The organism is Streptomyces sp. G-G2 (assembly GCF_030063135.1).
Classification (GTDB): domain Bacteria; phylum Actinomycetota; class Actinomycetes; order Streptomycetales; family Streptomycetaceae; genus Streptomyces.
Genome location: NZ_JASISO010000018.1, coordinates 53227 through 66751, shown reverse-complemented (window position 1 = coordinate 66751; position 13525 = coordinate 53227). Strand labels below are relative to the sequence as shown.

Genomic DNA, 13525 nt, shown 5'->3' with positions numbered 1-13525 from the left:
CGGTACGCCAGGTCGTTCGTTTTCTTCATCCGCTCCGTCAGCGCGCCCACTCGCGTTCCGCGCAGCGGACAGCGGACAGCGGAACACCGCGCCGCCCACGCGGGGTTGTGACACTTCGGCGGCGCGCGGATAGTGAGGTGTTCGGGGGCCATGCCGAAGCTCCCGAGGGGCGTTGCCTCACAGTGGACCCTTCGATCGGGAGCCTGGATGAAGCGCATCGGATCCTTGCTGATCTCAATGGCCCTGGGCACCGGGCTGATGGTGGCCGGGGCAGGTCCGGCGGCCGCGGACCCGTACGACTGCCGCACGTGGTACAAGTCCAGTACTACCGCTGCCGGTACGTGCACCAATGGCACCGGCGAATTCCGCGTGTACACCAAGTGTGACCGGCCTTGGGCACAGGACTACACCGTGTACGACCCCACGTGGCGCCGGGTCGGCGCCACCAGCACCGCCGTCTGCTACAGCGGTGGAAAGCCGTTTGGCGCAGGCATCCAGGTGCACTGATCCACGGGGACGCAGCTTGCCGAGCACGTCGCTTGCCTGGCACGTCGCTTCCCGGGCGCGCTCATCTCGGGCCTCGCTCTCGGGACCGGGAAGGGAGGGCGGGTACGCCGACGGCGAGCAGCTCGGTGTCGTCGGCGAGTCCGTCGCCGAAGCCGGTGAGCAGGCCGGTCAGGGCGGTCAGGGCGGTCAGGGCGGTGATCAGCGCTTCCGGTCAGTCCAGGATGGTCCGGCCCACGTCGACGGCCCAGAAGAGCGCGAACCGACAGACGCAGCGGTGCGGCCGCAGTGAGCGGCGCGGGCAGATCCGGCCGGGCGGCTACGGCGTCCGCCTAGGGTGGATGGCTCCGTCGCCGCTGCGCCGCATCCTGGAGCGAGGCCGCCCCGCACCGCTCGCCCCACCACATGAGTTGCCCCGGCTGGGAAGCCCAGCCGGGGCAACTCGTCGGGGTCCTGCTCACCACGCGTCAATGATCATTCATCGGTCAGCGATCGCGTGGTGTGAGGCCCCATGACCGCGTTCTCCGGGCGCTGTTGCCAGAAACAGGTCCGGGTTCCGGTCCGGTGGGCCGTTCAGCAGGGGAGGGTGGTGTGTCCCGCAGCGCCGGTGGCGCCGGTGACACCGTCCGCGCCTGCCGTGGCGGCGGTGCCGTCGCCACCGGGCTTACCGGGACACACCGGACTCGCGGCGCCACCCGCCCCACCCGTGCCGCCCTTATGGGTGCCACCTGCCGTCGATGCGCCGCCCTTGCCACCGTTGCCGCCGACGATGCCCGTACCGGCGTCGCCTACGCCGCCCACGCCGCCTTTGCCGCCGGTGCCGCCCTGGTTGGCAGTACCCCCGGCGCCTCCGCTGCCGCCGTTGCCGTTGGCCCCGCCGGCGCCACCCGCGCCACCCGCGCCGCCGGTGCTTCCGCTGCCGTCACCGTTGCCCCCGGCGCCTCCGCTGCCGCCGTTGCCGTTCGCACCGGCCGCTCCGCCAGTGCCGCCGAGGCCACCGATACCGCCGTTGCTCCCCACGCCGTTCGCGCCGTTCCCGCCAGGGAGGCCGAGAACACCCAGGACGGAAGTCCGGGAACTACCCGCGTCGGCGAGAGCCGTCGCGGAAGCCAAGGTCGGGGTCGCGAGGCCGACTACGGCGATCGCACTGATCAGGAAGGTCCGGGCCATGGCGGTGGTGCGCGAGATGCGCATGAGGTACGCCTTTCGGTTTGTGCAACCGGAGATATTCTCCGGCCGGCACACCCCACAAACTAGGGGGGAACGACCTGGTCCGCATTGTGCTGGATGATCAAATGTCTGGAAATACGGAGATTCGCCAAACTCTGGCTCTAAATGACCGTGTTGGCCTAGGTCGGCTGCACAGACTCCAGTCCCCGAAGCGAGCAAGCCGGGAGCGGGTCTCTGCGACGTTCAGGCCGAGGGCGGCCGCGATCTTGCCGGAACCCCCCTCGTGGACCTGGCCCTGGCCTCCGAGCACCGGGGCGGGCGCGGCGCCGAAGCCAAGTCCTCCACCCGCAGCCCTCTCCCCCGACGAGGTTGAACGGCAAGCTGAGAAGCCGTGATCTTTCCCGAGGGCGATGGGTTCATTGACGTGCCTCCGGGCCCCGTCCGCACAGGCGGCCGACTGACCCACCGCCTCGACGACGGGGGCACCCGAGGGGCGCCTCACGCGCTGTGGGCGCCCGCCCAGTTGAGCCGTCCCGCGTGGATCAGCCGGAGCTGGCGCCGCGCGGTGTCCGTGACGTCGGCCCACGCGTGGCCCTCCAGGGCCGCCGCCAGGTAGGCGGATGCCGTCATCACCATGTGGTCGACGTACAGGCGGGCGAGCATCAGCAGGTCCGCGGGGTTCCACCCGGCGCCGAGCGGGTCGGCGGCGAGGTTTTCGGCCATGCCCCGGGCGAAGTCGTCCAGTCGGCCGGCGACCGCCTCGCGCACCCTTCGTACGCCTCCGTGGCGTTCCCTGACGATGAAACGCAGGTGCGCGGGGTACGCGCGGACGAGTCCGGCCATCAAGTCCACCGCCTGGTCGATGCGTTGTGCCGCGATCCCCGAGCTGTCGAAGATCGAGGAGATGCCCTCGTTCAGGTTCTCCAGCGCCTCGTCCACCAGGGCGATTCCCAGTTCCTCGACGCCCGGGAAGTGCCGGTAGAAGGCCGTCGGCGCCACTCCCGCCGCGCGGGTCACTTCCCGCAGACCGAGGCTGCCCAGGTTCTGCTCCTCCAGGAGCGAGAGCGCGGCGTCCAGCAAGGCCCGGCGGGTACGGAGGCGTTGGGCTTGGCGGGCTCCGACAGTCTGGTTCATGACGGAAATTAAACCCCCAACCCGCGGGAGCCGCATGCCATGATTTAGACTGGGTAGTCAGTGAACAACTGTCACCACATTCAGGAATCTGAAGGAGGAAGCACCATGCTCTTCCTCGTAGCGGCTTTGATGCTCATGGGGATCCTGCTGGGAACCGCGGCCCACGTTCCGGCGACGGTCACGCTCGTCGGGACGGCCGCGATCGCCGTCTGGCTCATGGTCTTCGCCGTACGGGAGTGGGCCGGGCGGCACCACCGCGCCGGTCGCCAGGGAGGTTCCTCATGACCGCGCGCCCGCCCACCGTCCAGGAGCACCGCTCCCCCAACCCCACCGCACGGCCTCGCTCCACCGCCAAGGACAACGCCACCGTCTCCACCCCCCACCGGCCCGCCGACCGGCACGCGCCGGTCCGCGACACCGACACCATGGCCGTCATCTCCTTCCTGTCCGGCCTGGTGGGGCTCTTGGCGATGAACCTCGTGCTCGGACCGATCGCGATCGGCCTCGCCGGCCTCGCCCTGATCCGCGGGACGACCCGCCCCGGCCGCGCCGGCCTCGGGCTGGCCCTCGGGATCGCCGACCTCGTGGTCCTGGCCTGCCTCATCAGTGCGGACCACACCTGGTCGTGGAGCCTCGGCTGACGGCCACCGCCGGACCGGTCCACGGTGCGGGACCGGCTCCGGCCGGCCAAGCCCCCAGCGCCTCGTAGAAGAAATGGCTCTGCTACCCGGTAGTCGACGGAAGACGAGCGGGTGGTTCATCCAATACTTGCCGTTATGACCCCTCAGTACGCCGCACCGGCAGGGCAGCCGCCAGGCTTCTCCGTAGGAGGCGCCCGGCACGCCTCGTGGTTGGAGTTGTTCTTCGATCTGATCGCCGTGGCCGGCGTCGCTCAGCTGGCGCATCTGCTCCACGGCGCACCGGGCCGCGCGGACCTCGGGCTGTACTGCGTGCTGTACCTGGCCTTCTGGACCGCCTGGATGTGTTTCACGACCTACGGAAACGTCGCGGCCGACAAGGTGCGCACACGCACCGTCCTCATCGGCATGTTCGGGCTCGCGGTCATGGCGGCGGCTGTGCCGGAGGTCCGCTCGGAGCGTGCGGCCGCCTTCGCGCTCGCCTACGTCCTCGTACGGGTGCTGGCCTCACGCGTGTGGCAGCGGCGGGGCGAGGTCCCGGTGGACTGGCCGATGGCGCAGCTCTCGGCGGGCGTCGTGCCGTGGATCGTCTCCTTGTGGGCGCAGGCGCCCACCCGGTACTGGCTGTGGGCGGCCGGGTTGCTCATCGACCTCGGCCTCACCTTCGCCCTGTCGAGGAGCAGGGTGCTGGCGCGGGCCCGGGAGGGGCGGGACGAGCACGGCAAGCGGCGCGGTCGGATCGAGGTGCCGCCGGTGGCCGCGCCGTTCGATCCGAGCCATCTGGACGAACGGCTCGGTCTGTTCACCCTGATCGTGCTGGGTGAAGGCATCGCCCAGGGCGTGGAGGCCGCTTCGGAGACCGAGTGGACCTCCGCACTGGGCGGCCTGGCCGTAGGTGCGTTCGTGCTGCTGTTGGCGTTGTGGGCACTGGCGGTACGCCGCTCGTGCGGCGTACCCCTACTGGGGTTCGGCGTTCTGACCGCTCGTTTCGCGCTACCGCTGCACTGTGTGGCGACGAGTGCCCTCGCTGCGCTGGCCGCCTCGCTGGGCGCGGCGGTGGAACACGTGGACGACCGGCTGCCGGCCGGGATGCGCTGGCTGATGTGCGGCAGCCTCTGCGTATTCCTGGCCGTGGGTCTACTGGCCGGTGCGCTGTCGGGGCGCGGTGGCCGGTGGGTCATGCTGGCGGGGCTGCCGATGGTGGCGGCGCCACTGCTGCTTGCCGCCTTCGCTGGAGGCGTGTCGCCCGGCGCCTTGGTGTGGACGCTCGTCCTGGTGGCTCGCTGGCCGTGGCTCTACGAGAAGGCGGTTCGCGTGAAGGAGCCTCCCAGAACAGCGGGGGGACGCACGGCGGAACAGGAACGGTGAGGGGCGACACGGACGAGAGGGCCGACCGACGCGTCCGGGCCCACATCCGCCGACGGGACCCGGCCTCCGCCCGCCGACACGCCACACCGGGTGGAGCGGGCGAACTCCACCCCCGTTTCCACCCACGTTTCCCCCCGTGGGTGCAGGTGCCGCGAGCCGCTCCGGAGCAGTCTTGAGGACATGACAACGACCGAGTGGATCACCGACATCGCCCTCCTCCTGATCGTCTTCCGGCAGCTTCGGGAAGGGCGGCTCGACCTCAAGACCTTCCTGATCCCGCTGGGGATCGTGACCTTCGTGGCCTATTCGTACCTGGACACCATCCCCACCGCAGGCAATGACCTGGTGCTGATCGCGGCCTTGGTGGGCGTGGGCGCCGCGCTCGGCATCGCGGGCGGCGTCTACACCCGGATCCGGACCGTCGGCGAGCACGTCCTGATCAAGGCCGGTGTGGTGTCGGCGGTCCTGTGGGTCGTGGGCATGGGCGCCCGGATGGGCTTCCAGCTGTGGGTCGAGCACGGCGGCGCCGCCGATGTCGCCCGGTTCAGCGTCACCCACCAGATCACCAGCGACAAGGCATGGGTGGCGGCCTTCGTCCTGATGGCCCTCACCGAGGTGGTCACGCGGCTGGCGACGATCTTCATCCGGAGCCGGACCAGCGCGGTGGCCCGCCCCGCGACCGTGACCGTGCCCGCCCTCGACCGCACGGCCTGACCGTGCAGTACGTTCTGCGCATGCCCACGACCGAGAGCGCTCCGCCCCCCAGGAAGACACCGTCCTTGGGGGCGGTCCCGCCTCCGGTCCCCGGGCAGGACCCGCGGGTCCGGTGGGCACTGACCCTGGCCGTCATCGTCGTCGGCATCGCGACGGTCCGGCCCATGGGGTTCAGCGGCCGGGGCTTGGCCGTCGCCGCTCTCTTCGTGGTCAGCACGGCCGCGCTGCTGGCCCGGGGCCTGCCCGAGAACGCCGCGACCCAGCGCTTCGCCCCTGGCTGGCTGACCGTAGGAATCATCGCGGCGGCCGCGCTGATCGGCGTCAGCAGCAGTGGGACGGGGTACCTCTTCGCCTTCTTCCTCGCCGGTCACATCGGATACCGGCTGAGCGCCGGGTGGGCCCTGTCCCTCGCGCTGCTCTGCAGCGTGCTCTGCGCGGGCGTCATGTACCTGGACCTCGTGCCGGGGCAGCAGCAGTTGCCGTGGACGCTCGGCCTCGCCACCGGCACGCCGGTCCTGATCGGCATCCTCAACCGCAGCCAGCACCAGGCCGTGCGGGCGGCGATCGCTGCCTCCGAGTCGGCTGGACGCGCCGCCCGGGCCGAGGCGCGGACGGCCGTGCTGACCGAACGCGGCCGGATCGCCCGGGACGTGCACGACGTACTGGCGCACTCGCTGGCCGGGATCAACATGCAGCTGGAACTGGCCGACGCGCTGATCGACACGGGTGACCTGGAGAAGGTCCGGGAGGCCAACGCCAAGGCCCACGCCCTGGTCAAGGAGAGCCTGAAGCAGGCTCAGTGGACCGTGCACACGCTGCGCGAGGACGCGCTCCCGCTCGTGGAGAGCCTGACCGCGATGGTCGAGTCGTCGGGCCACCACGACGCCCTCACCATCACCGGCACGGTCCGTGAGCTCCCGGCTCAACTGACCCAGAACCTGCTGCGGATCGCCCAGGAGTCGCTGACCAACGCCGCTCGGCACGCGCCCGGAGGGGACGTCGGCGTGGAGCTGACGTTCGTCGCCGCATCGACGACACTGAAGATCCGTAATCGCCCCGGCACCCGTGGGGTGACCGCAGGGCTCGGTAGTGGGATGGGGCTGATCGGAATGCGCGAACGCGTCGCGCTGCTGGAGGGAACCGTCACCGCGGGCCCGGTCACCGAAGGGCCGGACCGGGGCGGCTGGCACGTGGAGGCAGTGATCCCGGGATGAGTGAACCGACCGAGAAGCAGCAGAAGTTGAGGGTGGTCGTCGCCGATGACCAGGCCGCCGTCCGGGAGCCGCTCGCCGCGGTGCTCGCACTGTCCGAGGACATCGACGTCGTCGCGGCCGCCGCGGACGGAACCGAGGTGATCGCGGCGGTCGCGGCCGGGCCGGTGGACGTCGTACTGATGGATCTGAGGATGCCCGTCATGGACGGGATCGAGACGACCCGCCGACTGGGCGAGCAGTACCCGCAGGTGGCGGTGGTCGTACTCACCACCTTCGCCGACGACGAGTCGATCCTGGGCGCACTGGGCGCGGGAGCCCGCGGGTACCTGACCAAGAACGCGGGACGCCAGGACATCACCCGGGCCATCCGCGCCGCCGCCGCCGGTCAGTCCGTGCTCGACGGCGAGGTGCGGGACCGGCTGCTCGCCACCGCAAGGACCACGGCGGCGAAGACCCCCGCACCGGGGGCTGCCCTGCCCGCGGACCTCACACCACGTGAACGCGAGGTGCTGACGCTGATCGGCCAGGGGCTGCCCAACCGGGGCATCGCCGAGAAGCTCTTCATCAGCGAGGCCACCGTCAAGACGCACATCAACAACTTGTTCGCCAAAGCGGGCATCCCCGACCGGGCGGCCGCCGTCCGTCGTGCCATCGAGGCGGGTCTGGCCTGACACGGGGAGCGGGATCAGGGCCGCCGGCTCTCGGCGGCCCGGCCGGGCTGCTCCCTCGAGATCACCACTACCCATGGCCAGCACCTCGTCGACACGCTGCGCGAGGTCGGCCTCGGCGCTACCGGTGATGTGGGGTTCACTACCGGTGATGTGGGGTTCATCGGCCTGGACACTGCCGCCAGCGCCCCGGTGGTCATCACCGGCTTCAAGGCCGCGCAGGTCAGTGCGGGAGGGCCGGGACGATCGGCAGGCGAGTTCCCGACACCCGGGCCTCGGGGGGAGCGGTCGGGGTCAGGGCGTGGTCGGGGCGTCGAGGAGGTGCGGGCCGTTGTTGCGGACGTTGTTGACCGCGGTGGACACCGCCCGTACCTGGAGGCGGTCGTCGGCCGGGCTGTGGAGCAGGGCGCGCAGGGCGTGGGGGTCCTGGTGGGTGGGGTCGAGCCAGGCTTCGTAGTCGGCGGGGGTGAGGGTGAGGGGCATGCGCGGGTGGATGCGGCCGGCCTGGTCGGTGGCTTCGGTGGTGATGATCGTGCAGCTGGTCAACCAGGCGGCCGGGTCGTCCTCGTCGGTGACCGTCGGGTCGCGCCAGAACTCGTAGAGCCCGGCCATGGCCATCACGGTGCCGTCCTCGGGCGTGATGAAGTACGGCTGCTTGAACGCTTTCGAGACCGGTGTCGCGGCGACGGGCTGCCACTCGAAGAATCCGTCAGCGGGCAGCAGACACCGGCGTTTGGCGAAGGCCCGGCGGTAGGCCGGCTTCTCCTGGACGGTCTCGACCCTCGCGTTGATCATCCGTGAACCGACACCCGGGTCCTTGGCCCAGGACGGCACCAGCCCCCAGCGCATCGCGCGCAACGCCCGCCCGATCTCCCCAGTGTGCCGACTGGGGTGCTCGGCGACAGCCCAGACCTGATCGGTGGGGGCGACGTTCCAGCTCGGCGCCAGAGTCTCCCGGCCGTCCCAGCGTGCCTGGAAGAGGGGCGCCAGGTCGGCTGGGGCGCGAGTAGAGGCGTATCGACCGCACATGACCCCACTCTCCCACCCCGGACGCCATCGCGGAGCCCGAGCACGCGCTGCGGCCCGTCCTCGAACGGATGGAAGAACAGGATGTCGAGTCAGGTCCGGGCGGCGCGTGCCGGGAGGGGCGCGTCCGGTTGAGCACTCTCGGGCAGGCAGCGCTCGAAGCGTGCCCGAGTACCGGGTGCCAGGCCGTAGGCCGGACGGCGTCAGCGCCGGGACGCTCCGAGGGTCTGGTCGGCCGTCACGAAGCGGTGCTCCGTCGGCTTCAGTACTTCGTAGAGGTGGCCGAAGTACGCCGTGTCGGCGGTTCCCGTGAGCGCTGCCAGCAGGAAGGCGAGGCACCCCGTCTCATGGTGCTCCCAATGGGGGCCGCGCCCCTCGTTGTAGAGCACGGTCCACTCGTCCGGCTGCTGGCCGGGCCGCGCCAGCCAGTACAGGAACGCCCCCGTGCCCTCCTCGAACGCCCACGGCAGCACCCGCGCCCCCGCCTCCAGCAGGCCGACGGGCTTCTCCTCCCCCATGTCCCACAGGTCTGCCAAGGTCTCGTCCCGCTCCGTCGTCTGCGCGTGCAGGTCGCAGCTGCTGTAGGCGGAGTCGGGAACGAGCAGCCAGAGCGTCTCGTCGAAGATGCCGTCGCCGTACGTCTCGACGAGCTGCTTGTAGTCGGCAGGCAGAGCCGCACCCAGGGCTCGATCGGCCTGCACCCAGTCCACAGCGGGCGGCGGATCGGCGGGCGGCGGGCAGAGGCGGACGAGGGTATCGAGAGCGTCGAGGGCGATCATGGGATCGACGCTACGGGAACCCGGGCCAGTGCCCGCGGGCGGGTCGGCTGGGCAGGCGACGATGTTGGGGCTTGCCTTCTGCTGTGCGTCGTTCCAGCTAGATACGGGTTCGTTCGTCCCAGCGCAGGCGTGTGAGGACGATGAGGTAAAGGGCTGCGTTGGCCTGCCGGTTGCCGCCGCGGTTCAGGCGTCGGTGCTTGCTCTTTCCCGACGAGTGCTCGACTGGGCTGACGCCGCACGCGGCTGCGAGCGAGGCGTCCCCGCCGAGGCGGTCGTGGTTTCGCCGGCCACGACCAGGAGGGCTGCGGCACTGTCGGGCTCCACGCCCCGGATCTCCAGGAGAGGCGGCGGACCGGGCCCCCGCTTCGCGTTGGCCAGCGGTGGAAGGGCTGATGATGCGGTGCGGAGTCGGGTATTGGGCTGTCCGAATGCCCCCTTCAAGGGGCGGTGGCGATGTTCGCGACGGCGTCAGCCGTCAGTCGTCAGCTGCGACGAGGAGGGTGAGAGTCGCTGACGGGCGGTTGATGAGGACGAGTTCGTGGTAATCGATGTGGATAGGGCCGTAATCGTGGAACGCGTCCTCGGGAAGCGGTACCAGCAGGTATGTGCTGGTCGCACGGCGGATCGGGGTGTAGATCTCCTGATGCAGGCGTGACGCGAGTGCTTCAGGGATGCCCCCGTGCTGGTTGGCCCAGGAGTGGATGGCGTGGACGGCCGTTGCGGCACCGACGAGTTCGTAGGCGTCAGGGGTGATGCGATCAAGCCACCATTGGCCGTGTCGTGGCCACTCTTGAACGCCGGCTCCGTCGTACGTGTCCCGAAACTGAGGGTGTGCGATCAAAGCGGCGAGCACGTCCCGGTCGGCCAACACCTCGGGCGATAGCTGGAAACGCTTGGGGCGGGGAGGTGTCCGTCCGGCAGTGCGGACCGCGACGGTTCGGTTTCCTGTTCTTCGGGGCTGGGCATGGGTCGGCTCCTTCACACTCGTGTGCGGGGAAGGCGGGGAACGGGGGGCCGGACCCCCGGGCTGCGGTGGGGCGCGGCCCGGGGCGGGAGGCGCACACCCGGTCGCCCGGACCCGTCGGCGTCAACCTACGGTTCCCGTCGCGGCGGCCGCGATGGACGGGATCCGGGGATCGTGGTGAATTCCTCCGCCCTCCGGCTCGGTCCCCGGGCCGATCGCCGCCCGGTAGTCCCCGAGGGTCAGTCCGGTCTCGCGCCGGAAGAAGCGGCAGAAGTACGCCGGGTCCGCGAAGCCCGTGTCCCGTGCCACCTGCCTGATCGTGAGGTCGGTACGGGCCAGCAGCCGCTTGGCCTCCAGTGTCTGCCGACGGCGGATCAGCTGGCCCGGCGTCTGGCCGGTGGCCTCCTTCACCAGCGCGTGCAGATGGCCGGCGGACACTCCCAACTCCTTCGCGCAGGAGGCCACGGAGGGCTCCGTACCGCCCGGGGAGGCGATCAGGCGGGTGAAGTGGGCGGCCAGTTCGGCGGCCCGCCCGGCCACCGCGGGTCCACGCCCCGGACCTGGTTCGCAGTTGCGCAGGGCCCGGACGATCAGGATGTGCAGGTAGGCGCGCAGTACCCCGGCGTACCCCTCGCGCAGGCTCCGGTACTCGTGCTCCATCTCCGCGAGCAGATCCGCGATCCCGTCCTGGTGGTCCCGGAGGCGCAGCCAGGGCCGGTCGGCCAGCAGGTCCAGCGCGGCGGCGTCGTCGGGGTGGGAGAGGAGGAAGTCCTCGTTGAACAGCATCACCCGGCCGGTGAGTCCGTCGGCGTCCTCCCAGTGGTGGACCTGGCCGGGCGTGATCACGCACAGGTGCGGCGGGTCCAGCAGCCGGTGGGCGAGGTCGAGCACGTGCGCGCCGCGGCCGCCGGTGACGTGGACGATCTCGTAGAACGCGTGCCGGTGCGGGAAGTTCGCGCGGGAGAGAGGCCCGATGGAGTCGAAGGATCCGATGGCGAAGGGCAGGAGGTGCGGGAGCGGGACCTCCAGCCGGTGCAGCGGCAGCTCGCCGGTCCGGGGCGTGCTCACGAGGTGGTCCGTAACGGGTTCATCGGGCCAGTCTGCGACCGGCCCACTTATTGGTCCAGACCAAAGACCGGCCGCCCGGCCCGGTCACCGGCCCTCGCGTGCCGCTGTTCGGCCGCTCCGACTGCCGTCGTCGCGAGCTCCTCTGCGCTGCGGACGCCTCGGGCGCGGAGCCGGCGGGTCAGCGGGGCGGCGCCCGTGCGACGGATCGCGCGAAGGGCAGGTTGGGGCCACCCGCTCTGGTACTCCGCCGGGGCCGCTGGGATGCGCAGCAGCCCAGGCGGACAGCCCGGTGCGCCTGTTTTCGCGTGGTGGGCGGGCGGACCTCAACTCCTGACGGCCTCTGCGATGTGCAGGGCGACCTGGGCGGGCGTGAGGTGCGTGGTGTCGATGACCTCGGCCTCGCCGTGCAGCCACGTACGAGCCGCCTCGGCGTAGGGCTCAAGATGGGCGAGACGGAACGGTGAGTTGGGGCCGAGAACAGTGTCGCCCGCGATACGCCCGCGGAGGGTCTCTTGGTCAGCGTGGAGGACGAAGTGCCGTACGGGAATCGCGTGTTGGCCGAGGCCAGCACTGATCTCGCGCGACTCAACGCTAGCGCTGTGCGGGCCGGGGGTCGCGGGAACGGGCACAGGCACGGGCTCGGCAGAAATCCGGTGCGGCTTCGGCGCTTCTCGGGGCGGTGTCGACCACGACGGTCAGGTATCACGCATCCCGAAGAGTCGCACCCGGCGTGCCCCGTCCGAAAATCCTGGTGCCAACCGACCTGTCGACGTGGTGCTGCGGCACTACGGGGAGGACACCCATCCGGGGAGCCTTTTGACGAGTACGTGCGACAGCGGACGCGTACGGAAAAGGGGCCCCGACCAGCCGGGGGGGGAAGGCCGGTCGGGGCCGGGCCCTGACCCAGCCGGGGGGGGTGGCCAGGTCAGGGCGCATGAGGTACGGAAAGATTCCGGCGACAGGGTTTTGCTGTCGCCGATCCTTCCGAACCCTTGCCACGGTACTCCCCACCCGAGACAAGAGCGGACCGCCGCGCGCCCGTGACTCGGAACAGTCGTCCGAGTGCCCGGACATTCCCCGCACCCCGCCCCGCCGGAACGGGCGTCCCGCTCTCACCCCGCTTCGAGCGGGACGCCTGGTGGCCGCCGGGTGGAGAGCCCACCTGGTGGAGGCGGTCCCGGTGGCGCCAGCCTGGCCGCCAGCCGCGTTCGCCCGCCGCCGCGCGGGCACGGCGGTCGGCACCGCGTCCGGATGGTCCACCCGCCGCCGGAGCGGCTTTGGTCAGCTGTACGGGCTCCAGCCCCCGAAGCGGGCCAGCAGGGAGCGGGTGTCCTCGGCGTTCAGGCCGAGGGCGGCCGCGACGTTGCCGGGATCCTGGGTGCGGGCCTCGTGGGCGGGCCAGTGGGCGGTGCGCTGGGCGATGATCTCCAGCTGTCGGGCTGCTTTGATAGCAGCGGTGGGCGAGTCATGTGCCAGGCTTTCGATGGCGGCAGCGACGTTTTCCAGGAGAATCTCCAGCTCGGCTGGCAGCGGCACCGTTCCTTCACCGACCTGCGTGGTGTGGCGGGCCCAGTCGTCCAGGCAGCGGCCGGCGTCGCGGGACCCGCTTTCGCGGAACGGGCGGTCGCCGGCCGCCGCCCAGTCCACGGGATGCGGCTCGCCCGTCCAGCCGCAGGAGCACTCAGAGCGCAGCATGGCCGCCCTCGGGCGCAGGGTGCAGGCGCCGTCGTAGACGCTCCAGTGCCGCACCTCCCCGCCGCTACCGGAGGAACTCGCATCGACGTAGCCCGGGTTGGGGACACTCCCGTCGGCCAAGAGGACACCGACTCGCCCCTCGTGCGATGCGCCGTACTCCTCCGACGTCCACGTCTCGCCTCCACCGTTCACCCTGCACCCCTCCCCACGCGCCGCGGCCCGGCCGGATCCGTCCGGGCCTTAGAACGACGATGGCCCACCCGCCGGTACGGGTGCGGGAAAACCGGCAAAGATCCCTCAGGGTTGCCCCTGCCCGAGCCTGACGTGGCCGGGCGGGCCCGCTCGCGCCGTCCCGATCAGCGGCGCGGCAGCAGGGTCGGCGATGAGCCGCTCCCTGAAGCCCGGGTCCTGACCGGCTTGTGCGGCATCTGCCGCGCCCCTGGCCCGTGCCGAACGGTCCGCCCACGCCCGACCGTTGTGACATGGATCAATGACACGCTCCTCCTGTTGTTCTGCACGCTCCCGAGCAAGTGCGGGTCGGGACTTGTAGGAGGTTCCCGGGCGGCCCCAGGTTCGGATCGTC

Annotated in this window: 14 protein-coding genes and 2 pseudogenes; 7 read left to right on the top strand and 9 right to left on the bottom strand. The window is 71.0% G+C overall.

The window, feature by feature from the left end; translation table 11 throughout:
- Positions 1 to 207: 207 nt before the first annotated feature.
- Positions 208 to 507 (top strand): hypothetical protein, encoded by a 300-nt coding sequence (locus QMF80_RS16450; RefSeq protein WP_283453883.1) that lies wholly within the window; start codon positions 208 to 210, stop codon positions 505 to 507.
- Positions 508 to 1077: 570 nt separating this feature from the next.
- Here the strand turns inward: QMF80_RS16450 and QMF80_RS16445 are convergent.
- Together QMF80_RS16445 and QMF80_RS16440 are read right to left on the bottom strand one after the other, a co-directional pair.
- On the bottom strand, positions 1078 to 1698 hold the full coding sequence (locus QMF80_RS16445; protein ID WP_283453881.1) for a hypothetical protein: 621 nt from the start codon (positions 1696 to 1698) through the stop codon (positions 1078 to 1080).
- Positions 1699 to 2172: 474 nt separating this feature from the next.
- Positions 2173 to 2808: a TetR family transcriptional regulator gene (locus QMF80_RS16440; protein ID WP_283453880.1), complete on the bottom strand. Its 636-nt coding sequence runs from the start codon at positions 2806 to 2808 to the stop codon at positions 2173 to 2175.
- A gap of 105 nt (positions 2809 to 2913) precedes the next feature.
- Here QMF80_RS16440 and QMF80_RS16435 point away from each other — a divergent pair, with 105 nt between their 5' ends.
- The 6 genes from QMF80_RS16435 to QMF80_RS16410 all read left to right on the top strand — a co-directional run bounded on the left by QMF80_RS16435 (position 2914) and on the right by QMF80_RS16410 (position 7413).
- Positions 2914 to 3093, top strand: coding sequence for a hypothetical protein (locus QMF80_RS16435; protein WP_283453879.1), 180 nt, complete (start codon positions 2914 to 2916; stop codon positions 3091 to 3093).
- On the top strand, positions 3090 to 3449 hold the full coding sequence (locus tag QMF80_RS38335) for a DUF4190 domain-containing protein (protein ID WP_502962860.1): 360 nt from the start codon (positions 3090 to 3092) through the stop codon (positions 3447 to 3449). The genes QMF80_RS16435 and QMF80_RS38335 overlap by 4 nt, the downstream gene beginning before the upstream one ends.
- A gap of 135 nt (positions 3450 to 3584) precedes the next feature.
- Positions 3585 to 4814 carry a low temperature requirement protein A gene (locus QMF80_RS16425; RefSeq protein ID WP_283453877.1) on the top strand — a complete coding sequence of 410 codons (1230 nt, stop codon included), beginning with the start codon at positions 3585 to 3587 and terminating at the stop codon, positions 4812 to 4814.
- 180 nt (positions 4815 to 4994) lie between these two features.
- Positions 4995 to 5528, top strand: coding sequence for a hypothetical protein (locus tag QMF80_RS16420; RefSeq protein ID WP_283453875.1), 534 nt, complete (start codon positions 4995 to 4997; stop codon positions 5526 to 5528).
- A gap of 20 nt (positions 5529 to 5548) precedes the next feature.
- A complete protein-coding gene (locus QMF80_RS16415; RefSeq protein ID WP_502962859.1) occupies positions 5549 to 6742 on the top strand; it encodes a sensor histidine kinase in 1194 nt (397 codons plus the stop codon).
- Positions 6739 to 7413: a response regulator transcription factor gene (locus QMF80_RS16410; RefSeq protein WP_283453871.1), complete on the top strand. Its 675-nt coding sequence runs from the start codon at positions 6739 to 6741 to the stop codon at positions 7411 to 7413. The genes QMF80_RS16415 and QMF80_RS16410 overlap by 4 nt, the downstream gene beginning before the upstream one ends.
- Before the next feature lie 291 nt (positions 7414 to 7704).
- On the opposite strand, the gene QMF80_RS16405 is transcribed toward QMF80_RS16410, so the two are convergent.
- From QMF80_RS16405 to QMF80_RS16375, 7 genes and pseudogenes are all read right to left on the bottom strand, one after another.
- Positions 7705 to 8439, bottom strand: coding sequence for an SOS response-associated peptidase (locus QMF80_RS16405; protein ID WP_283453869.1), 735 nt, complete (start codon positions 8437 to 8439; stop codon positions 7705 to 7707).
- Between the two features lie 200 nt (positions 8440 to 8639).
- Complete coding sequence (locus QMF80_RS16400; RefSeq protein ID WP_283453867.1) at positions 8640 to 9215, bottom strand: SMI1/KNR4 family protein; 576 nt, start codon at positions 9213 to 9215, stop codon at positions 8640 to 8642.
- Between the two features lie 100 nt (positions 9216 to 9315).
- Positions 9316 to 9542 (bottom strand): annotated as a pseudogene (locus QMF80_RS16395) (transposase); the annotation flags it as partial.
- A 148-nt stretch (positions 9543 to 9690) separates the two neighbouring features.
- Positions 9691 to 10083: a hypothetical protein gene (locus QMF80_RS16390; RefSeq protein WP_283453866.1), complete on the bottom strand. Its 393-nt coding sequence runs from the start codon at positions 10081 to 10083 to the stop codon at positions 9691 to 9693.
- A gap of 219 nt (positions 10084 to 10302) precedes the next feature.
- Positions 10303 to 11247 carry an AraC family transcriptional regulator gene (locus tag QMF80_RS16385; protein WP_283453863.1) on the bottom strand — a complete coding sequence of 315 codons (945 nt, stop codon included), beginning with the start codon at positions 11245 to 11247 and terminating at the stop codon, positions 10303 to 10305.
- 323 nt (positions 11248 to 11570) lie between these two features.
- Positions 11571 to 11828, bottom strand: a pseudogene (locus QMF80_RS16380) (ATP-binding protein); the annotation flags it as partial.
- Between the two features lie 700 nt (positions 11829 to 12528).
- Positions 12529 to 13062 (bottom strand): hypothetical protein, encoded by a 534-nt coding sequence (locus QMF80_RS16375; RefSeq protein WP_283453861.1) that lies wholly within the window; start codon positions 13060 to 13062, stop codon positions 12529 to 12531.
- Between the last annotated feature and the right edge of the window lie 463 nt (positions 13063 to 13525).

Excerpts from the sequence above, each read along its gene's own strand:
- QMF80_RS16450 (WP_283453883.1), top strand. The coding sequence starts at position 208 with ATGAAGCGCATCGGATCCTTGCTGATCTCAATGGCCCTGGGCACCGGG.
- QMF80_RS16445 (WP_283453881.1), bottom strand. The coding sequence starts at position 1,698 with ATGCGCATCTCGCGCACCACCGCCATGGCCCGGACCTTCCTGATCAGT.
- QMF80_RS16440 (WP_283453880.1), bottom strand. The coding sequence starts at position 2,808 with ATGAACCAGACTGTCGGAGCCCGCCAAGCCCAACGCCTCCGTACCCGC.
- QMF80_RS16435 (WP_283453879.1), top strand. The coding sequence starts at position 2,914 with ATGCTCTTCCTCGTAGCGGCTTTGATGCTCATGGGGATCCTGCTGGGA.
- QMF80_RS38335 (WP_502962860.1), top strand. The coding sequence starts at position 3,090 with ATGACCGCGCGCCCGCCCACCGTCCAGGAGCACCGCTCCCCCAACCCC.
- QMF80_RS16425 (WP_283453877.1), top strand. The coding sequence starts at position 3,585 with ATGACCCCTCAGTACGCCGCACCGGCAGGGCAGCCGCCAGGCTTCTCC.
- QMF80_RS16420 (WP_283453875.1), top strand. The coding sequence starts at position 4,995 with ATGACAACGACCGAGTGGATCACCGACATCGCCCTCCTCCTGATCGTC.
- QMF80_RS16415 (WP_502962859.1), top strand. The coding sequence starts at position 5,549 with ATGCCCACGACCGAGAGCGCTCCGCCCCCCAGGAAGACACCGTCCTTG.
- QMF80_RS16410 (WP_283453871.1), top strand. The coding sequence starts at position 6,739 with ATGAGTGAACCGACCGAGAAGCAGCAGAAGTTGAGGGTGGTCGTCGCC.
- QMF80_RS16405 (WP_283453869.1), bottom strand. The coding sequence starts at position 8,439 with ATGTGCGGTCGATACGCCTCTACTCGCGCCCCAGCCGACCTGGCGCCC.
- QMF80_RS16400 (WP_283453867.1), bottom strand. The coding sequence starts at position 9,215 with ATGATCGCCCTCGACGCTCTCGATACCCTCGTCCGCCTCTGCCCGCCG.